The sequence below is a fragment of the Brevibacillus sp. FSL K6-0770 genome (genome assembly GCF_038000275.1).
GTDB classification, from domain to species: domain Bacteria; phylum Bacillota; class Bacilli; order Brevibacillales; family Brevibacillaceae; genus Brevibacillus; species Brevibacillus parabrevis.
On sequence record NZ_JBBOBQ010000001.1, the window covers coordinates 2,936,299 to 2,957,529 of the forward strand.

Annotated in this window: 16 protein-coding genes and 1 pseudogene; 13 read left to right on the forward strand and 4 right to left on the reverse strand. The window is 52.2% G+C overall.

The features are described 5' to 3' along the window. Positions 1–610 precede the first annotated feature (610 nt). Together NST23_RS14070 and NST23_RS14075 are read left to right on the forward strand one after the other, a co-directional pair. Positions 611–1,675, forward strand: a complete 1,065-nt coding sequence (locus NST23_RS14070) for a S1C family serine protease (RefSeq protein ID WP_233454215.1) — start codon at positions 611–613, stop codon at positions 1,673–1,675. 21 nt (positions 1,676–1,696) lie between these two features. Then, positions 1,697–3,619 carry a copper amine oxidase N-terminal domain-containing protein gene (locus NST23_RS14075; protein WP_340963893.1) on the forward strand — a complete coding sequence of 641 codons (1,923 nt, stop codon included), beginning with the start codon at positions 1,697–1,699 and terminating at the stop codon, positions 3,617–3,619. A 317-nt stretch (positions 3,620–3,936) separates the two neighbouring features. Here NST23_RS14075 and NST23_RS14080 read toward each other — a convergent pair whose 3' ends face one another. The 3 genes from NST23_RS14080 to NST23_RS14090 form a co-directional block, all read right to left on the reverse strand. Then, positions 3,937–4,173, reverse strand: coding sequence for a hypothetical protein (locus tag NST23_RS14080; RefSeq protein ID WP_063231262.1), 237 nt, complete (start codon positions 4,171–4,173; stop codon positions 3,937–3,939). Positions 4,174–4,476: 303 nt separating this feature from the next. Then, positions 4,477–5,019 carry a hypothetical protein gene (locus tag NST23_RS14085; RefSeq protein ID WP_122966865.1) on the reverse strand — a complete coding sequence of 181 codons (543 nt, stop codon included), beginning with the start codon at positions 5,017–5,019 and terminating at the stop codon, positions 4,477–4,479. A gap of 365 nt (positions 5,020–5,384) precedes the next feature. Further along, entirely contained in the window at positions 5,385–5,930 is a 546-nt protein-coding gene (locus NST23_RS14090) for a hypothetical protein (protein WP_122966864.1), read from the reverse strand. Between the two features lie 175 nt (positions 5,931–6,105). On the opposite strand from NST23_RS14090, the gene dacB reads away from it, so the two are divergent. From dacB to NST23_RS14110, 4 genes are all read left to right on the forward strand, one after another. Further along, a complete protein-coding gene (dacB, locus tag NST23_RS14095; protein WP_340963895.1) occupies positions 6,106–9,003 on the forward strand; it encodes a D-alanyl-D-alanine carboxypeptidase/D-alanyl-D-alanine endopeptidase in 2,898 nt (965 codons plus the stop codon). A gap of 185 nt (positions 9,004–9,188) precedes the next feature. Continuing rightward, positions 9,189–10,253, forward strand: a complete 1,065-nt coding sequence (locus NST23_RS14100) for an Ldh family oxidoreductase (RefSeq protein WP_173599325.1) — start codon at positions 9,189–9,191, stop codon at positions 10,251–10,253. 85 nt (positions 10,254–10,338) lie between these two features. Continuing rightward, entirely contained in the window at positions 10,339–10,731 is a 393-nt protein-coding gene (gene panD, locus NST23_RS14105; RefSeq protein ID WP_340963898.1) for an aspartate 1-decarboxylase, read from the forward strand. Beyond that, on the forward strand, positions 10,728–11,462 hold the full coding sequence (locus NST23_RS14110) for a YheC/YheD family protein (protein ID WP_255679260.1): 735 nt from the start codon (positions 10,728–10,730) through the stop codon (positions 11,460–11,462). The genes panD and NST23_RS14110 overlap by 4 nt, the downstream gene beginning before the upstream one ends. Positions 11,463–11,618: 156 nt before the next feature. Here NST23_RS14110 and NST23_RS14115 read toward each other — a convergent pair whose 3' ends face one another. Further along, on the reverse strand, positions 11,619–12,464 hold the full coding sequence (locus NST23_RS14115) for an SDR family NAD(P)-dependent oxidoreductase (protein WP_340963901.1): 846 nt from the start codon (positions 12,462–12,464) through the stop codon (positions 11,619–11,621). A 281-nt stretch (positions 12,465–12,745) separates the two neighbouring features. On the opposite strand from NST23_RS14115, the gene brnQ reads away from it, so the two are divergent. From brnQ to NST23_RS14150, 7 genes and pseudogenes are all read left to right on the forward strand, one after another. Beyond that, a complete protein-coding gene (gene brnQ / locus NST23_RS14120) occupies positions 12,746–14,086 on the forward strand; it encodes a branched-chain amino acid transport system II carrier protein (RefSeq protein ID WP_173597381.1) in 1,341 nt (446 codons plus the stop codon). 480 nt (positions 14,087–14,566) lie between these two features. Continuing rightward, positions 14,567–16,028 (forward strand): annotated as a pseudogene (locus NST23_RS14125) (spore germination protein). Next, positions 16,025–16,243 (forward strand): hypothetical protein, encoded by a 219-nt coding sequence (locus tag NST23_RS14130; RefSeq protein WP_280648840.1) that lies wholly within the window; start codon positions 16,025–16,027, stop codon positions 16,241–16,243. The pseudogene NST23_RS14125 and the gene NST23_RS14130 overlap by 4 nt, the downstream one beginning before the upstream one ends. A 6-nt stretch (positions 16,244–16,249) precedes the next feature. Beyond that, entirely contained in the window at positions 16,250–17,410 is a 1,161-nt protein-coding gene (locus NST23_RS14135) for a GerAB/ArcD/ProY family transporter (protein ID WP_274875321.1), read from the forward strand. Between the two features lie 6 nt (positions 17,411–17,416). Further along, positions 17,417–18,523 carry a GerAB/ArcD/ProY family transporter gene (locus NST23_RS14140; protein WP_340963903.1) on the forward strand — a complete coding sequence of 369 codons (1,107 nt, stop codon included), beginning with the start codon at positions 17,417–17,419 and terminating at the stop codon, positions 18,521–18,523. Further along, on the forward strand, positions 18,520–19,704 hold the full coding sequence (locus NST23_RS14145; protein WP_340963905.1) for a Ger(x)C family spore germination protein: 1,185 nt from the start codon (positions 18,520–18,522) through the stop codon (positions 19,702–19,704). Before NST23_RS14140 ends, NST23_RS14145 begins: the two co-directional genes overlap by 4 nt. A 69-nt stretch (positions 19,705–19,773) precedes the next feature. Further along, entirely contained in the window at positions 19,774–21,201 is a 1,428-nt protein-coding gene (locus NST23_RS14150) for an FMN-binding glutamate synthase family protein (RefSeq protein ID WP_173597378.1), read from the forward strand. Positions 21,202–21,231 lie beyond the last annotated feature (30 nt).

The window sequence follows — 21,231 nt, forward strand, 5'->3', positions numbered from 1 at the left end:
CACCATTGGTTGGTGTGGATTGTCTCAGGCTAAAAAACGGGAACCACAGCTAATTGATTCAGTCCTAAAAGGAACTTCCCCATACGAAGAAACGCGAGGAAATGCATGCAGAATAGAAGTCGGGACAGAGAAAACGAGAGTCGTCAATTATTTATTCGAACATCTGGAAGACGAAGCGGACGTAGAGTACACCATTGAAACAACAGAATTGAAGCAATTAATAGAGGCATGGGTTGTTGAACTGGAAAAGTTTAGGGCGCAAGCCAAGTAGAGAACAAAATGTCGATTCCTGTAGAAAAACATCTTTTGAAAATCCCAAGCAGATAACTTACAATATTACCAACATTAGGTATTGAGGCATAAGGAACACTAGGCATCTGGACCCGGAGATTGTGCGCTTCAAGCGACATGCCGAGGGGATGCATTCCTCGAACATCAATGGTTGGGCTGCCCTATCGAACGTACCAAACGGAATGTTTATCAGGTAAAAGGCTCATTCGGTTCGTGAATGGCCTTTTTCTTTTGCCAACTTTTTTCCCACTATGCCGGATGAGGAGGCGGTGCTCCCGAGAACGGGAAAAGCGAGATTTTGCAGAAAGGGTGAGACAAAATGCGTTCGAGGTACAAAACGCTCATCATGAGCGGAGCTTTAGCGGCTATTTTCTTTCATTTTCATTCTCCAGTAGTAACGTTTGGGTCTGTTGCCTACGCAGCCGGAAATACCCAGACGAAAGCGGCTCCGGCCAAAACGTCAGACAAAACAGCAGCAACGTACGACATCCCGGATGTGATTCAGCGAACATCACCGAGTGTGGTGGCGATCATCGGGAAGCCGACGGAGCAGGCAAATTCGACTAACCGCTTCAACCTTGCGCACGGAACAGGCGTGATCGTGAAGGCGGACGGCTGGATCGTGACCAATGCGCATGTGGTCAAAAATATGTCCAATTTGACGGTCGTAACGCTCGACGGCAAGCAATACAGTGGCAAAGTGACCAATATGGACGAGGAGAGCGACCTGGCGCTGGTCAAGATTGCAGCGACGGGGCTTGCCCCGGCGAAATTCGCAACGAACTACGCGATGAAGATGGGCGAGACGGTGGTGGCGATCGGGACGCCGATTTCCTTTTCGTTGCGCAACTCGGCGACGTCCGGGATTATCAGCGGGGTGAATCGCTCCGTCAACTCTACCTACCGACTGATTCAGACAGATGCTGCGGTCAATCCCGGCAACAGCGGCGGTCCGCTCGTGAACATGAAGGGCGAGGTCGTGGGCATCAATTCGCTCAAATTTGCTTCTATCGGGGTGGACAACTTGAGCTTCGCAATTCCGGCGGATACGGTGCAATACGTGCTGCATCACTTTTTTACATACGGAAAAGTAAAACGGCCGTATTTCGGAGCGGAGCTGGAGGAGAGCTGGGCTGCTGTCGTCGGTTTGCCGACAAAGGAGCCGCTGCGGGTCGTGCGGGTGGAGCCAGGCTCGCCAGCTGCGGCAGCGGGCATCGGACCGGGGGATGTCATTTACTCGATCAACAATCAGTCGATTACAACCATCGTTGATTTCAATGAGTTGCTGAAAAAATATTTGCCCGGACAAAAGGTCGAGATCATGACCCAATCGAACGGGGATTTGATCAAAAAGAACGTCACGTTTGCAGAAACGAAAAAATAACAAATAAAGTGGGGGCCAATTATGTTGCGTGGATGGAAAAAAATGACGGCGGTATCGTTCGTTCTCGTGCCTCTTTTGCTGAATAACGGTCCGGTGCATGCTGCTGACACGGCAGGGGGCAGCGTGAATGTCCGGCTGAAAGTAGGGCAGGAGAGCGTAACGATCAATGGAGCTGCATCGACAATCGAGAAGCCGTACGTAGCAGGCGGCACGACGATGATCCCGCTCAGCATCATTACAAATGCGTTTGGCGCGACCTTGCAATGGGACAACCAGACGCAGACAATTGAACTGACGGCGGGAGAGAAGACGATTTCACTGAAGGCAGGCGACAAAAACGCCAAGCTGAACGGCCAACCGATCGTGCTTTCGGTGGCACCCGAACTGAAAAACGGGAAGACGATGGTGCCGGTGACGCTCGTTACGCAGTTTTTAGGCGCGAATGTGAGCGAGAACAAGCAGACGGGAGAGGTCACGATTACGGGCGCTTCCACACAAGGTACTGCTGCGTCCAACAGTTCGCTTGATTCCGACCACGGAAAGACCAAGGTCGGCGACAGCTACTATGGCTGGTCGATGAAGTATCCGACAGAGCTGATCTTGGGCTACCAGAGCTACAAGGGCAATTACGCGAGCTTCCATGACAGCAAGGAGACGTTTTGGCTGAACGTGCAGGTGTACGAAGATCAGCCGGAAAACTTGTCCAACGATGGGCTGATCAAGTTTTTGGCCGAGAATCAGTACGGTATGATTTTGTCCAAAGAGTATGTCGAGAAAGATGGCCTTTCCTATGCACGAGTAGTTTCGCGGGATGAAGAAGATTATATGGCAGAAAGCCGCGCTTACCGAAAAGGCGACAAAGTGTACGAGATCACACTGAGTGTTTCCAACGAAGCGGACTTCAACAATCCAGCAAAATACAAAGGTTACAAAGACATGCTGGACAGCTTCACGGCCCATTTTGACAAACAGGATAAGTCCATCAAAGATTTGTCCAACGTCGAGAATGGCTACCGCTGGTTCGACTACAAAGATTTTGGCTTGAAAATCAAAGTGCCCGCTGTTTGGGAAAAAGTAGGCGGCGATAGCGGAGCAGCTTTCAGCAATGACGACGGCGATCAGTGGATGCAGCTCAGCGTGACCTCGGCGACTGAAAACGACAAGCTCGACGACTGGGTAGCCAAGCATGAACGAATGTATCGCGAGATGTATGCCGAGAGTGCACTTGACGTCGATAAAAACGCAACGACTACCACAATCGCTGGCGTGACGGCGCGGGAGCGGAACTACGGCACCTTTGATGGCGAAAACAAATACCAGGAGCGCCACATCTTTTTCATCAAAGGAAAATACAAGTTCCACTTGCAGCTCGCGTTCAACAAAACGGCCGATCCGGCTAAAACGCTGGAGATGATCAACACCATCAGCCGTTCGCTGTCCATCGATGAACAAAAAATGAACCAGTCGCTTGGCTTCATTCAGGATGACATTTTGCTCGACAAAAACAAGATGGCGACGATCAAGGACAGCAAGTACAAGTACGCGATCGACATCCCCGAGTATTGGCAAGAGGACGTGGTCGATAGCCGCAGCTTGATCGGCAAGTCGTACTTGTTTGAAGGCGGTGCGTTTACTCTGTTTGTATTCAAGGACAGCTACTCCGAGGTAGAAAAAAGCTTCACGTCAATCTTCAAAATGCAAACGAGCGGCAGTGAGAAAACCTCGCTGGTGGAAAACAAGCCAGTGACCGTACATGGCGAGTCTGGCAGGAAATTTGTGATCAAGGGAGAAGAAGAGGGCATCAGATATGAGCGGACAGCGTACCTTTTCCCGAAAGGCAAGTATTCCTACTATATTTCCTGGTCGATTCGCGATGCTTACAGTACGGCTGCTACCAAGGAGCGGATGGAGAAGGTATTAAATTCGTTTAAAGTAATCGAATAAAGACAGCTTTGATCCGTCATCCAGCAGAGGCACTTGCGTTTGATGACGGATGGAGGAATCCCAAAAGTCCCTGGTTTTTGTGCCAGGGACTTTTCTTGTAGAGCAATGAATGCAAAATGAAAGCTTCAATTTAATTGATAATCAACACTCGCTCAACCTTGAAGTATTGTATGGTTAAAAGACCTATCCCAAGAAAGAGCAGCAGTCCAAAACTCAGCAAGAAAATAATCATTAGCTTCTTCACAATAAATCCTCCGATAATAAGACGAGGAGTGTTCAAAAATTCACAAAAGCGCAATCGATTAGCGGACCTATCTTTAATCGGTCTCAAGTACATATTGCATGATCAATCTGGTTCCATCAAAAACGTAGATTCTTTTGCAGTCCGGACAACGCCATACATCATATTCAGGATCAGGAAAGTCATCACCCGTGATAAAACTCTTTTCATATAATTGCTCCCACTGTTTATCAGTGAATACTTTCAATTGTATGTCATTGGGGCATAGAGAGTTGGAAAGGGTTTTTCCACATTTGCATCCATACTTGGCCATATAAGTCCTCCTTGGGAGTTTTACTCCCTAAATTATACCATTTGGAAAAGAGATTTTAATAGGCTAGTTACGTGCTGTTAAACCAATCTAGCAACTTCTGAAAAATTCATCCTCAGGTGCACTCATTTCAATTACCCCAGTAACCGGACATGCATCAAATCTTGAATGCATGGTTTCTTCTTTTTTATTCATGAACATCCGCTGTAAAAGATGACGATATTACCAGATGGACTGGGGGTTGGAGAAAAAAACACCCTCGGTTGTCCCGAGGGTGGAGCGAAGCTATACTTATCACAACATTAACTAAATCACCCCACCATCCTCCCCCAAAGCCGTCACCGTAAACGCCTCCCCTTGCTTCACGGGAATCTGTGCATACCACAATCGGAACGGGATCAGCTCACTGTCGATAATCTCCGCCTGAATCTCTTTTCCAGTCTTGTCGCTCACGACGACGAGGCTGTCGATGGCGGGATCGAGAATGACGCCGAACAGCATTGGGAACGGGGAGTCGAACGGGTTTTCTTTTCCGTTGGCGACGTATTGGGTGGAAAAGGCAGGATCGTACAGCGACATTTCGGAATCGGCGGGAATGGCGTGACTGCCGCCATTGCCCCATTTCCAGCCAAGAATCGTTTTCTTGGCAAATTCGGCGTGGATCTGGCCATCCTCATGAACGAGGAAGAACAAAGTACCTTTATCCGTGCTTGCTTCGTGCAACACGGTGCCGACTTCTTCTCTCATCTGTTCAATGGCTTGCAACGGAGTGGGGGAAGAATCGTCGGTCAAAAAATAACTCGTGGCAAAAAGGGCGAGCAAACAGAAAAAGAGGGCAATTCGTGTCATAGTTCACTCTCCTGTAAGGATTTTTCCATGACAGACAGCATTGTTCCCGTCTTATTTTACCAATAAACCAACATATAATCCATAGCTTATATGTGTGACAACTGCCTGAATTGGATTTCCCGTTTCCTTTTCAGCCGAAACAATCCTATAATAGAGAGGAATGCTTGTACGAGGAGAAGTTTTTATGAGCGACAAACACGAACCGAAAACGAACAACAAATGGGTCATCTTGGGCTTTGTCGGCTGTGTTCTTGCCTGTGCCGTGTCGATGGTGATCTTCATTTACGTCATGAGAAGCTGACTTGGAGTGCATGCCAAAAACCGCTCATTGTAATGAGAGCGGTTTTTTGGCGTTTGAGGAGCACTTACGGCTGGATGGCTTTCAGCTTTTGCTCGATTTCTTCCCACGAAAGCTGGTTGAACTCGGAAAAGCCGACGCCTTGCAAGGCGATTGTTTTGCCCTGGTACAAGGGATAGACACCTTGCCACAGTCCTGAGAGAGAGTAAAGGGAGGAGGAACCTTTTACTTTGCGCAAAAAGACCAGGTAGTTGCCTTCGCCAAGCGGTCCCGTGTAGGTGAGGTTCAGCTGGCTGGAAGCGTCGGGCAACGGCTCCACTCCTGTGCTGAGTACCGTCACCAAGCGCGACGAGGAGCCTTTGAACACTTTTTTCACTTGCAAAGTTTGCGTGTAGTTGACGATTTTGCCCTGGCTGATGGTCCGGCCTGTCGGGTATGCTTTGTGGGCGCTGTCGATCCAGCCGATGAGGATGAGGTCGCTTTGGCTGACGAGCTCTTTGGCACTGGACAGAGCAGTCGTCGGGACGTGAAGCTGACCGATGCTCGTCTCGGCGGAAACAGGCAGAATGACGGCGCACAGCAAAATGATGAGGATTAGCAGGCGATATCGCATGGACAAGTTCTCCTCGCTCGTTGTAGTCATGTCGATAGTATGGTCGAGGGAATCATGCTTCATCCGCGAGCGTAATAGTAGGATAGTAATATTTAGAAAAATCTAAATAAATGCTATGATTGGCTCATCCTTTGGATTTCTCGCAAAAGGTCAAGACTAAGACGAGGAGGGTCACATGAATCAGTTGGTTGTCTTTCGACGCGTCTGTACCTGTTTTCTTTTGCTTCTGCTTGTGTTGCAGTTTGCCGTGTCACCTGCTTTTGCCAGAGAGGACATCGGCACGAGGGACGCACTCACGGATCGCATCGAGAAATACTTGACCGATTTGAAAAACGATGAGAACAGCATGGGGATGTATGCGGGGATTGCCGTCTACGATTTGACGGACAAAACGTATTTGTATCGGCACAACGCCGAGCGAAACTATATTCCCGCCTCGAACATGAAGCTGTTTACCACAGTCGCTGCGCTGGATAAGCTGGGGCCGGACTATCAGTGGCGGACAGACGTCTTTTTGCAAGGAAAAGTAAATGCCGCCGGGGTTTTAGCGGGCGATCTGGTGCTAAAAGGCAACGGCGATCCGACCTTGATGCCAGCGGATTTGCAACAGCTGGCTGCTGCGGTCAAAGAAGCAGGTGTCAAACGGATCGACGGCGACCTGCTGCTGGACGAAAGCTATTTTGACGATACCCGGCTTGGCGTCAGCTGGATGTGGGATGACGAGCCGTATGGCTACAGTGCCCAGCTCAGCGCGCTCTCGGTGCATAAAAATTTTGTGACGATCGCGATTTCGCCGGGGAAGGCTGCCAATACACCGCCGACAATGGCGATGGAACCGGCTACTACATATGTGAAGATCAACAACCAGGTGCAGACCGTTGCAGGAGCGGAGACAGACATCACCGTCGAGCGCCCGCGCGGAAAAAACGAGATTTTGCTGACAGGAACAATCGGGGTGAGCGCCAAGCCGTATGAGGAAGATGTGTCGCTGGAAGACCCGGCATTGTTTGTGGGAGACATCTGGAAGCAGCAATTGCTCGCCCAAGGGATCGGTTTCAGCTCTTCCACGCAAATCAAAAAGACGAGCGTGACATCCGGCGTGCCGTTCCGCACGCATCTTTCCATGCCGCTCGGCGAGGTCGTCGTGGAATTGAACAAGCAAAGCGACAACTTTTACGCCGAGATGCTGCTGAAAACATTGGGGGCGACGGAAAAAGGAACAGGAAGCGCAGAAGCGGGCAGCGAAGCCGTTGCGGACGTCATGAAGCGGGCTGGCATTGACACCGGCTTTCGGCAGGTAGATGGCTCGGGATTGTCGCGCTTTGACTTGGTCACCGCAGAGCAAATCGTCAAGCTGCTTGATTTTGCCCAGCAGCAGACGTATGGCGTCGAGCTGGAAAAATCGTTGCCAGTTGCAGGCGTAGACGGTACGTTGAAAAACCGCATGCTTACGACAGACGCGGAAAAAAACTTGATGGCGAAAACAGGCTCCATGGGTGGAGTCAACAGCTTGTCTGGCTACGTCACGGCGAAAAACGGGCACAAGCTGGCCTTTTCCATCCTGATCAACGGGATTTACAAGTCGAAATACGCGCGCGAGCTGCAAGACTTCGTAGGCACACTGTTGGCCTCCTACCCGCAGATTACTGCTCCGGAAGGCTATGTACCTGCCCGCGAAAAGGTCTATCCGCTTTCCGTGCTGCTCGATCCGTTGTTTGCACAGCCGCAAGCAGTCGGGGTAACGGCAGGTGTCATCGTCAAGTCGCTGGACAAAACGGGAGACGCAGCCATTTTGTACGAAAAGGATGCGGACGCGCTGCTCACACCCGCCTCCAATCTCAAGCTGCTGACGACGGCCGCAGCGCTGTCCCAGCTCGGGGAGAATTACGTCTACAAAACCGAGCTGTACGGGGATGCGCCTGTAACGAAAAACGGAGTCCAGCAAGGCAATCTGTACCTCAAAGGCTACGGCGATCCGACCATTTCTACCGAAAACGCTTTGCAAGTGCAGGAAGGCGTCACGATAGAGAAAATCGCAGCGTGGATCAAGCAGCAAGGGATCAGGCAAGTCACCGGAAATCTCGTGCTGGACGAAAGCTTTTTTGACAAGGAACGGCTCGGCCTTGGCTGGGCATGGGATGACGAAAGCTACTACTACAACCCGACACTCGGGGCATTGGCGCTGAATCGCGGGACGGTCATGGTCGAATATAAGCCTGCGAAACAAGCGGGCGAGGCTGTCGCGTTCAACCTGCTGCCGAAAACGAACTACGTCACGATTGTCAACGAATCGAAAACAGTAGAGGCCGGGCAGGAAAATACGTTTGCCATCCTGCGCGACCGCGGAACGAATACGATCCGGCTGACCGGAAATCTTCCGCTCGATCATCCTGGCGACTACGAGCGCGTACCTGTAGAGGAACCGGCCAAGTACGCGGGAACCGTTTTGCAGGAAGCGATGGCAAGCCAAGGCATTCAGTTCGCTCCGGGCAGCCAGTTGATCGTGCAAACTGTCCCGCCATCCGCTGTCAAATGGCATGAATTTACTTCGCTGCCGCTGAAAGATATCGTCGCCTATTTGAATAAAAAGAGCGACAACTTTTACGCGGAAATGCTGCTGAAGACGATCGGAGCCGTGAAAAAAGGAACCGGAAGTGCCGCTGCAGGAGCGGAAGTCGTGCAAGAAACAGTCGCGTCGTTTGGGGGCAAAACGAATTTTGACATGGTCGACGGTTCAGGCTTGACCCGCTACAACCTGATTTCGGCGCGTCACCTTGCTTCCGTGCTGGAAGGGATGGCGAAGCAAACGTCTTTTGCCGCTTTTGACGCGTCGCTGCCGATCGCGGGCGTGGACGGTACGCTGAAAAACAGGCTGACCGATCTGGCTGCTGCCAAAACGATTCATGCCAAAACCGGATCAATGACGGGTGCGAACAGCTTGTCGGGCTATTTGACTACGCAAAGCGGGGAGAGGCTCGTCGTTTCCATCATCATGAACGGCTATGTGGAGGATGAAGATTTCTTTACGGAACTGCAAGACCGGATCATGTCGATTGTCGCAGCGTACGAATAAGCTGGCAGGCAGATGGAGAAGCCCTTTGGACAAAAGCGGGCTTCTCTTTTTTATGGGTGGCCGCGTGCAGGTGGCTTTTTGTCCAGGTTTGGGTCAATGCCAGTGACGGTCGCTCGGCTGGTTTCATATCTATATCCAGATGCAGAACGCGACAAAAACGAAGAGATCGGGGAGGGGAAGCGAAGTTGAACCCTACACGCTTTCATTGGCAGGGGTTGGAGCAAGTCGCTGCACACATCCTTTCTCGCGCGGGGGTCAGGGAAAAGGATGCACGAATGGTAGCCGAATCGCTTGTCCATGCGGATTTGCGCGGGATCGAGTCCCATGGGCTGTCGCGGCTGCCGATTTACGTGCAGAGGATCGAGGCGGGGCTGATCGAGTTTTCGCTGCCACCTGAGCTGGTCACCAGGCAGGGAGCGACCTCTCTTATCGATGGCAAAAATCAGCTTGGAGCAGTCGTCGGGATGGCTGCTCTGGAAGAAGCGATGGAACTGGCACGGCAAAACGGGATCGGATTTGTCGGCGTACGGCACTCTAATCACTTCGGTTCCTGTTCGTACTACGCCGAGAAGGCTATTGCCGCAGGCATGATTTTGCTCGTCCTCTCGAATGCCCCTTCCGCGATGGCGCCAACGGGAGGGATTCAGCCGTTTTTCGGAACGAATCCGATCGCGATCGGCATTCCTGCGGGCGAGGAACCTGCCTACTTGCTGGACATGGCGACAAGTGTTGCGGCGCGCGGCAAGATTGCCCTGGCAGCCAAAACAGGGACGACGATCCCGCAAGACTGGGCCATAGATGCGGACGGCTTGCCAACGCATGACCCGCATAAAGCGTTGCTCGGCTCTCTTTTGCCGATCGGCGGGGCAAAAGGCTACGGGCTTTCGATGTTCATCGATATTTTATGCGGGCTGCTGACCGGAGCTGCGGCTGGAGCCAGTGTCAAAAGCTTGTACGACAACTGGCATGATCCGCAAAACATCGGACACGTCTTTTTGTGCATCGATGTGCAGCGCTTTTTGCCTGTGGACGCATTTTTGCAAAAGATGGACGAATATATCCGGGAGATCAAAAAAGTTCCGCGTGCAGCCCACGTGGCGGAAATCTTGATTCCGGGAGAAATCGAGCAGAGAAAGATGGCAGCGCATAAGCAGGATGGCATTCCTTTGACGCAGACGGTGGTGGAGGATCTCAACAAGTTGTGTTCCGGCTACGGAATCGATCTGGCGCAAGCAGTCTATCGGGTGTGAGCAAAGCTTTCGCTGTCCAGTGGTTTCCGGGACATTCTCTCGCACATAGACTGATGTCAGCGGTTTGAAAAGGAGTGAACATCCGATGCAACGCCACATGTGCAAAGGCAAAATCCACAGGGCGACAGTGACGCAAGCCGAGCTTGACTACGTCGGCAGCATTACGATTGATTTAGCCCTGATGAAAGCGGCTGACATCAAGCCTTACGAAATTGTGCAAATCACCAGCTTGCGGAACGCGACGCGCTGGAAAACATACGCCCTGCCAGCAGCGGAAGGAAGCGGCAAAATCTGTTTGAACGGCCCGCCTGCCCATCTGTTTTCCCCCGGCGACATCGTCATCATTTTAAGCATGGGCATGTTCGAGGAGAGCGAATGCGACCAGCTGGTGCCGAAGGTCGTGTTTGTGGATGAACAAAATCGCATTACGAAAGTCGAAGAGCACCATCTCATTACGAATGGAGAGACATTGCCATAAAAGCGCCAAACGTAGGAAAATGGGGCAAGCACCAGCACATGGTTCAGGATGAGTTCCTGCGTGAGCATTTGCCCAGAACCCGGCTGTTTTCTCCTGAAGCGTTATGGGAGTACGCAGCGGACTACAAGCGTGTCATGCTGAAGCCGTCCGGGGGAGGCGGCGGGGCCGGGATTATCCAGCTGACCGATTTGGGAGACGACCGTTATTTGATTCATAGCGGCAAGCACCGCCGGACAGTCGAAGGCAAGGAAAAGGCTGTCCAATATGCGAAATCATTGTTTCGCCCGAAAACGTATCTGCTTCAACCGCGCATTCCGCTTGGGCGCATCAACGGAAAGCCGTTTGATGTCCGCGTGATGATCCAGCGCAAAGGGAAACACTCTCCCTGGGTGATTACCGGATGGGTAGCCAAACTCGCCGGGCCGGGCTTCGTCGTGACGAACGTCGCCCGCAGCCGCGGAAAAGTGCTGCCGCTTCGCACGGCGATCAAGCAGTCGAACATTGCAGCGAATCCGAATCTGCTCGGAGAAATTCGGCAAGTGTCCATGGCGGTAGCCAAACGGTTGGGAACGGCGTACCCGACGTTGCGGGAGATCGGCCTGGACATGGGGATCGACATTCACGGCAAGCCGTGGATCATCGAAGCGAATTTTCGCCCGTCGCTATCTTTGTTCCAGCAGCTTCAGGATCAGACTTTTTACAGGCGTATTTTGGCGATGCGGAAGCGTTGAGTGCGTGGAGCGCGTTGAAAAGCAAAGAGAACCGCTTGCTGCGACGGCCGAAAAAGCCTGAGGGCAAGTGGTTCTTTTTTTCAAAAAGGCTTTCATGTGGATTCTGGGTAACAAGTATTTGTCGTTCGATGAGAAAGATTTCTGCTGTATAACGGATCAGATGAGAAAAGGGGGGATAAATCGTCCATCAACATCGGTGAATCCGTATTCCCGGGCAAGATCACCAACTTGCAGGAGCAGTCCGTTTTTAAGCTTCACTTCGCCATCCCCTGCCAGGGCAGACACAGCGCGCCCAATATAATGCGGCGACTCCGTATGTTTAAGAGCCTCCACATCCTTCCAATGATCTTCATCTGTATTGAAATTTCTTAATACCAGTTCTGTTCTCATCCAACCAGGGGAGACCGCTACCGCCGTTATTTTCGTGTTTTTGAGATCATGAGCGAGTCCGAACACGGAGCGGTTAATCGTATTCTTGGCAAGGTCGTAATAGAAAGTTCCTAAATACTTATCCTGATCCCGGAAAGTGGTATGTACGATCAACCCAGAATCAGCTTCCAGCATAAGCGGGATCGCATAATGGTTTGTCGCTATTTGTGCACGTACTCCGCTTTGAAACATAGCATCCCACATGTTCAGCGGATATTCCCAGAACGGTTTCGGTTGTAAATTCACGTCCAAGTCATGCAGTCCCCAGACGTTATTCACAAGTATATCGAGACGTCCTTGTTCCTGGCGGATTCTCTCGATCAAAGCTTGCGTATCCTCATCACGGGTATGATCGCAACGACATGCGTATGCCTCGCCACCATTTTTCAGAATCTCCTCGACCGTTTCATCAATACTGCCTGGAAAACCGTTTGTAGTAGTCCCTCGCAAACTTCTTCCGGACACATAAACGACTGCTCCGGCTTTCCCGAGTTCAATGGCGATCCCTCGTCCTGCCCCTCGACTTCCTCCGGTTACGAGAGCGATTTTCCCAGCGAGTCTCTTCAAGTTCATCTACTCCTTTGCAGTTATTTATTTCATCATACACGTAGTAATATGACATCTAGTGTCATGTTGAGAATGAGCGATTATCATTTTTGAAATTGATGGAACAGACACGTTTAAAAGTTCGATATCTTGATCAGTCAGAAAATGCCGATAGTCGAGTGTCAGAGCCTTCCATAAAAGAAAACTCGCAATCCATTTGCTATTGCGAAAAATGGGGAAAGGCTGGCGCAGAGCACAAAAAGTTGATAGAATGCCTCTCATTATGAAGGGAGGTAGTATGTTCGACAATGACATCACTGTCTAAAAAAGAATGGATGCTCATCAGCTTCATGTTATTTTCCATGTTTTTTGGAGCAGGCAATTTGATTTTCCCGCCATACCTTGGGCAGGAGGCTGGCTCGCTCGTCTGGTCTTCCTTGCTGGGCTTTGTCCTGTCGGCTGTCGGTCTGCCGATTCTCGGGGTAGTTGCCGTTGCCAAAGCAGGCAGCTTCTACCAATTGGCGAGCCGGGTCCATCCGATTTTTGCTCTTATTTTTCCGTTTCTGATTTACGTCTCGATCGGGCCGGCTCTCGCCATTCCGCGCGCGGGAAGTCTCGCTTTCGAGATGGGGATGGCGCCTTTTTTGCCAGAATCGCTGGTTGCCTCTAAAATCAGCTTGCTCGTGTACACGGTCGTGTTTTTTCTGATCGTGTTCTGGTTTAGTCTGTCGCCTTCCAAGCTGGTCGATCGGTTCGGGAAGCTGCTGACGCCTGCCTTGCTGGCGCTCATCGCGCTGATTTACATCAAAAGCTTGGTTACTCCGCTCGGACAGACAGGTGCGCCGACTGGCAAATACGGAGCAAATCCGATTGCCCAAGGCTTTCTCGACGGCTACTTGACGATGGATGCGCTTGCCGCCCTCATTTTCGGGATTGTCATTGCCAATACGCTGCGGGCGAAAGGGATGACAGACGAGAAAAAATTGTCTGCAAGCATGATTCAGGCAGGGCTTGGAGCTGGATTTTTGCTGACAGTGATTTACGTCGTTCTGGGCATCATGGGCGCGTCTGCCGCTTCTTTAGGAAAAGCGGAAAATGGCGCCCAACTGCTCGCGAACATGATGGACCACCTGTTTGGGGCAAGCGGAACGCTGATCCTCGGGGTGATTTTTACGGTCGCCTGTCTGTGCGTATCGATTGGGCTCGTCACTTCTTGCAGTCAGTATTTCCACGGCCTGTTCGGCGGTTTGCCGTACAAGGGATGGGTGACGGTTTTATGCGTCTTGAGCATGCTGGTTGCGAACTTGGGCCTGACACAAATTTTGCAAGTATCCGTGCCTGTCTTAGGTGCGATTTACCCGATTGCGATCATGCTCATTTTGCTTGCTCTGGTCGAGCGGTTCATCCCGGCTACCTCTTTCGTTTATATGACAACGGTTGGCGTCGTTGCCGTGTTTGGGCTGGCAGATTTGGCGAATGCCCTGCTTGTCGCCCACCAATGGGACCAGGTGCTCGCGGCCTTGCCTTTTTACAACGTCGGCGCTGGCTGGGTCATGCCTGCCTTGATCGCGGTTGCAGTCGGCATGCTGCTCGACATGTGGAAAAGAGCTTTGCTATTGCGGCAAAAACACTCTTCCCAAACGGAATAACTACAACGAAAAAAGGGCTTCGCGCTTGCGAGGCTCTTTCCTTTTTGAAGACACATGCGTGAAAGATGATGCGATTTCGTGACTTTATCGTCTGTTTTTTCGTAGTAAAAGAGTAGGAGAAAGAAGGAGGCTATTATGCGCTTTGACACTATCATGACGATCACTGTCGTGCTTGTGCTGACGTCCTGTTATTGCTATTTGTGGAAATGGCTACGGTCCAAAACGTCCGGTTGATCCGGGCGTTTTTTCTTTTGGCACGGGCAACTGGCTCACCGGGCAAGGAAACAGGATAAAAGTGGTACGAATGGGGCAAAATTTCCCTAACTCATTTTACAGTAGGCGAGACTCAGGAAAAAGTGAGGCGGCTTCGTTGAAAAGGGGGTGGGGAGCCTGAGCGAAAACGCGCGAAAGTGGTGGAGATCGCACAAACAGAAGACGCAGCAGCAGACAGCGCCTTCCCATACGCCTTTGTAAAAGCAGCTGGCTGACAACGAGCAGCGGCTGAGAGACTTGTATGCCAACTGCTCCGATGTGGTGTTTCGCTCGTTTCGCATCGGCGGCACGATCCGGGCGCTTGCGATCTACATCGACGGCTTGACGAATCAGGAGGAGCTGGAGCGCAGCGTGTTGTCTGTCCTGATGCAGACGAAGCTGCCGAAGGATTCCCCGCTGACAAAGCTGTTGGACAATCTGGTGCCCGTAACCAAATCGCGGGAAATGAGCACCGTAGAACAATGCCTGGAAGCGATTGCAAACGGCAACCCGGTTCTGTTGATCGACCAGCAGGAGAGAGCGATTGCCTTTGGCTTGGCCAGATGGGAAAAAAGGCAGATCGAAGAGCCGGTCGCCGAAGGGGTCGTCCGGGGGCCGCGCGAAGGGTTTACGGAATCGCTCCACGTCAATACGGCGCTGCTCAGACGGCAGATCAAGACGCCCGCTTTGAAAATGGAGCAAATGCAAATCGGCGGCTACACACAAACCCAGGTTGTCCTCGCTTATATGGAAGGCATCGTGGACGAGGACTTGGTGGCAGAGGTCAGGGCGAGACTAGGCCGGATCGAAATCGACGGTGTGCTGGAGAGCGGCTACATCGAGGAACTGATTGAAGATCATCCTGCATCGCCGTTCCCGCAAATTTTGACCACCGAGCGTCCGGATGTCACTTGCGGGAATTTGCTGGAAGGGCGCATCGCCATTTTGGTAGACGGCACGCCGTTTGTGCTGATCGCACCGACTACGCTGTTTTCCTTGCTGCAATCCAGCGAGGATTATTACCAGCGCTCGCTCGCGAGTACGACGATCCGCTGGCTGCGCTATTTGTTCACCGCGATTTCCTTCTTGCTGCCGTCCCTTTATGTCGCCCTGATTACGTTTCATCACGAGATGGTGCCGACCTCGCTGTTGATCAGCATGGCAGCTTCCCGGGAAGCAGTGCCTTTTCCGGCTTTGGTCGAGGCGCTGTTGATGGAAATTACGTTCGAAGCGCTGCGCGAAGCAGGGGTCAGACTGCCCAAGCAGGTCGGGGCCGCTGTCAGCATCGTCGGGGCGCTCGTCATCGGTCAGGCAGCCGTACAAGCGGGGCTGGTTTGTCATCGTGGTCGCCATCACAGGGATTGCTTCCTTTATGATTCCGCACTATATCGCGGGCATCGCCATTCGCCTGCTGCGCTTTCCGATGATGTTTCTCGCCGGATCGCTCGGCTTGTTGGGAATCATGCTCGGCATTATTGTGACCGTCATCCACCTGAGCACGATTCGCTCGCTGGGCGTGCCGTACTTGACACCAGTCGGACCGATCAAGGTCGCGGAATGGAAGGACACGCTCGTCCGCGCGCCGTGGTGGATGATGAACACGCGCCCTCACTTGACGGGAGATTATCAAAAAATCAGGCAAGGAGCGAATCAGAAGCCAGGGCCGAAAAAAGGGGGAGATCCAGCTTGAAATGGGGGCTGGTCGCCGGAATGAGCGCTCTCGTCTGCATCCTGTTTGCCATCGAGTGGCCGCGTCTGTCGCGCTTGCCGAGGCGAGACAAAATGACCTTCATCGCCTTGGTTTTCATCGGCTGGGTGCTGTCCATGTTCGATTTGCCGAATTTGCCGGGACCCACCACGATAATCAATGAAATTTTCGAGCCGCTGGGTCACTACTTGGAATAAAAAAGGGTGGGGTGCTTGCTAGAACAGGGAAAAATCTCTTCCGCGCAGATGGGAAAAATGATTTTCCTGGCTGTCATTGCTTCGGCTGTTACAGCTGTGCCGAGTTATAGCGGAAAATACGCGCAAAATGATTTGTGGCTGTCGCCTGCCTGGGCGTCCTTGACCGGTTTTTTAACGGTGTATGCCGCCATAGCCTTGAACAAACTGTACCCGCAAAAATCCGTCGTCGAATACAGTACCGACATTATCGGTACGATTCCTGGAAAGCTGTTCGGGCTGCTCATCCTGTTTTTTTACATCCACATGACAGGATTGATCGCCAGAGGGTACGCCGAGTTTATCATCGGCAATTTTTTGCCGCAGACACCGATCAGCATCGTCATTATCACGATGATCGCCGTCTGCGCCTACGCTGTGAAAGCAGGAGTAGAATCGATCGGCAGGACGGCGCAGCTCTTTTTCTTTTTCTTTATGTTTCCGCTCATTCTCATGCCTTTTTTGCTCCGGGACATGAAGCCCGATTTTCTGTTTCCCATGCTGGAACATGGCTTGCTCCCTTCGCTGAAAGGCGCACTGATCCCGCAAGGCTACTTCAGCGAGGCGTTTCTGATAAGCTTTTTTCTGCCCTTCGTGACCGATCGGGGCAAAGGCATGCGCTCGGGGATGCTGACGATTTTGGGAATTGCGCTGATGCTGACCTGTATCAATCTGTTTATTTTGCTGGTGTTCGGGACGCAGGCTGCGGATTACTTGTATCCGGTCATGGTTGCCTTTCGCTACATCAGCATTGCGGACTTCTTTGAAAATCTCGACTCTGTGGTCATGACCGTCTGGATTCTCGGGATGTTCGTCAAAATATCAATATTTTACTACGCTACTGTGCTGGGAACGAGTCAATGGCTCGGGCTTGCCGATTATCGCCCGATTGTGCTCCCGATCGGTATCCTCATCGCTGCCCTCAGCTTCTGGTCCATCCCCAACCTCAATCAGGCAAGTCGCTTCGATGTAATCTCGTTTCCGTTTTACGGGCCGCTCATGCAGACGATCTGTCCGCTGCTTTTGCTCGGTTTGGCCCTGCTGCGCAAAAAAGGCAAACAGCAAAGCCAAGCGCAAATGACCATGGCACCTGAACAAGCCCATACCCATACCGAAAAGCAAGAAGGATGAGAAACTATGCTTGAAACGGGAAAAATTTCAGCCTTGCAGATGGGGATGATTATCTATCCCGTGCTCGTGTCTACCGCGATGCTTGGAGGACCTAACGTCATGGCTCAAGCGGCCCGGAACGATTTGTGGCTCACGCCGTTTTGGTCATCGCTCATCGGCTTTCTCAGCGTGTTTATCGCGATCCAGCTGCATAAGCGGTTTCCCGGCATGACGATTATCGAGCAAGGAAAAGCAATCGCTGGAACGGTGCCATCTGCGATCATGGGCCTTTTGTACCTGCTCGTCTTGTTGCAGGTAAGCGGCGTCATCGTGCGCGAGTATGCGGATTTCATCGCGATTTTTTTGAAGGAAACGCCGCTCAGTGTCATTTCGTCCGCGCTGATTGTCGTCTGTTCTTTTGCCGTCAAAGGCGGGGTCGAAGTTCTCGGGCGAACGGCGCAAGTTTTCTTTCCGATGTTCATTGTTCCGCTGCTGTTGATGATCGGCCTTGTGTTTCCTGCTCTGGACCCCGGCAATTTGTTTCCTGTCCTCGATCGCGGACTGTTGCCGTCGATCAAAGGGGCCATCACGCCGCTCGGCTGGTACAGCGAAGTGTTTTTGATTTCGTACTTGTTGCCGGTGCTCGCCAATCGCCCGCAGGGGACAAAAGCTGCGGTGTGGACTGTGGCAGGATCGATGATTACCATGACTATCGTCAATTTGGTCACGCTGTTTTTGATGGGGGATGCTTTGCCGAATATTTTGTTTCCGATCATGGATACCGCCAGATATGTGAGTATTGCCGATTTTTTTGAGAACATGGAATCGGCTGTCATGGCGATCTGGGTGATCGGCGCCTTTATCAAAGTGTCGATGTTTTACTACGCGACGGTACTGGGAACAGCCCAATGCCTGAATCTCACCTGTTACCAGCCGCTTATTTGGCCGATCGGTTTTTTGATCGTGCTGTTCAGCTTTTGGGGAATACCCAGCTTCGCGGAGCTGGGGGCGATCACCCTGATTGCGATTCCCGCCATCCTCGCGTGGTCTTTCTGCTTCTGGCCGGGATGTCTGCTGCTTTATGCAATCGTGCGTGGAAAGCGCAGCAAAGCGAAGGAGGTTCCGTCAGGATGAGAGGAGTCGTTCTGGTTTTGCTGGTTTCCTGTGCGCTGCTTGGCGGATGCTGGGATCGGACGGAAGTCAACGACCTCGCAATCATTACCGCTGCTGCTGTGGACAAGGCGGGAAAAGACGAAATCGACCTGAGCATCCAAGTGTTTATTCCAAAAGAAGTGGGAGGAGGCGGGCTGGGAGTGCCGACGGGCAGCTCGACCAGGGAGCTGACCACGGTTCTGAGAGGAAAAGGAATCAATATTGCCGACGCGATGTCCAAAGTGCAGGCGAAGCTCTCCCGCAAAGTGTTCTGGGGGCACTGCAAAATTTATTTGTTCGGCGAAGAGATCGCCCGGGAAGGGATAGCCGATCATATTGATTTTCTCGTGCGTCATCCTGAACCACGCAATCGTGCCTATTTGTACATATCAAAAGGAAAAGCAGTCGAGACACTCGGAATCGAAAGCGTCCTGGAGCGCTCTACAGCAGAAGCGCTTCGCGAATACGCGAGCCTGCATATCGGCATGCCTGTAACTTTGATCGACTTTCGCAACATGCTCAAAAGCGAGGCGCAAGCAGTAGCCATTCCCTATATACAGGAAGGGAACAAATTGAAAGACAAGGAGCAAATCCAGAAAAACACGCCGCTGCTCGGAACCGCCATTTTTAAAAAGGACAAGCTGGCAGGAGTCTTGACATCGAAAGCTACGAGGGGGCTGCTCTGGCTGCGCAATGAAATCACCCGGGCATCCATCAGCGTCAACTTGCCAGAGGGCCAAGGGCTTGTCTCTGTCGTACCGATTCGGGCGACGACCAAGCTGATTCCGCACATTGCGAATGGAAAGTGGTCGATTTTGGTCAAAATTGATACGGAAGGCGACATCGTGGAAAACGCGACGAAGCTGAACATGATGGAGCCGAGCAGCATCGCGCTCGTGCAGAAATCGGTCAACGACGAAATCAAGTCGCGCATCAGGCTCGCTCTCTTTCATTTGCAAAAGGAGTTTGACGCGGACGCGGGCAATTTTGCCGCTGCTTTTCACCGGAAGTATCCGCAGGAGTGGGAGCAAGCGAAACCGATGTGGGACGCGCTCTACCCGCAAATTGATGTGAACATACAGGTTCAGGCCGCTGTCCGCCGACCAGGACTGATTTCCCGACCTGCTGGCTCAACCGATGAGCATGGAAAAGCGGAAAAATAGCAAACGAGCATGTACCACGCAACGTACCAGACGAAGGCTGGACAGCAAATCTCGCAGGAGGTGGATGAAGTGGGTGGGAGGTGGCTGGATTTTCTCATAGGCTCCTTTGTTGGCACGCTGGTCGCAGGCATCTTGTTTACGCTTCTTGGAATTGTCACGTTTCGCCCGCTGGTACAGTGGTTGCTCGGCCGCTTTATGAAAAGGTTGATGTCGGATCGCTACCCGGAAAATATTTTTGAAATGGTATCGGCCTTGACCAAAGTCAGCCCGCGCTACGTCCTGGAAAACAGCCTGCGGGCGACGACAGGGCAAGCGATTGAGCGGCCTTTTGGCAGTCCGCGCAAGTTTCTCAACTTTGATGGCTTGATTTTTTCTCCGGCCCAGCTGGCGGTGCTGCCTGCTGATGAAGATGCCGAGGTCGACATGAAGCTGACGATTGGCCCAAAGGCAAAAAGACCGCTAACGTTGGATATCCCCCTGATGCCCGGAGCAATGGGATTTGGCATCGGGATCAGCGAAAGTGTAAAGATTGCCATGGCAAAAGGAGCGGCGGCAGCGGGATCGTTGAGCAATACGGGAGAAGGGCCGCTTTTGCCGGAGGAGCGCAAATACGCCAAGCACCTCATCATTCAGTACAACTCGGGAAAATGGTCCAAGGAACCGGAAATATTGCGGCAGGCGGATGCGATTGAGATTCATTTCGGACAAGGAGCGACCGCAGCCGCAGCCAGCTTCATTCCTTGCGAGTACATCACGGGCAAAGCCAGCCAATTGATGGGCGTCGAGGGAGAAGAAATGGTCGTCATCCCGTCCCGGCAGCCTGAAGTCAACAGCCCGGAAGACTTGCGCAAGCTGGTCGAAAAGCTGCGCACGATGACAGACGGGATTCCGATTGGCGTGAAAATATGCGCAAGCGCTGTCCTCGAGCAGGACTTGGAAATCTCCATCCAGGCTGGGGTTGATTTTATCAGTATTGATGGTGGGCAGGCAGGGACAAAGGGCGGCCCGCCGATTTTGGAGGACGACTTCGGCTTGCCGACGATTTACGCGCTTAGCCGGGCGATTCACTATTTGAAAGAGCGCGGGGTCAAAGACCAGATCACACTGCTCTCGGGCGGCGGCTATACGACTCCGGGCGAGTGTCTGAAGGCAATCGCGCTGGGGGCAGACGGCATTTTCATGGGAACGGCGATGCTCTGGGCGATGACGCATGATCAGGTGACAAAGGCGATTCCCTGGGAGCCGCCGACTGAGCTGACGAACTATCCGGGGAAGCTCAAGGACAAATTCGACCCGGAGCAGGCTGCCAAGTATTTGACGAATTTTTTGCTTGCTTTTGTGGATGAAATGGAAATCGCGCTGCTTGCCATGGGGAAAACCTCTTTAAAAGAAGTGACGCCAGACGATCTCGTAGCCCTGGATGAGCTGACGAGCAAAGTGACGAAAGTACCGCTTGCCTTCCAGACGTCTGCGGAAACGGCGGAAAGCGGCATATAGGCAAGAGCAAACGGAATTGGGGAGGGGTTC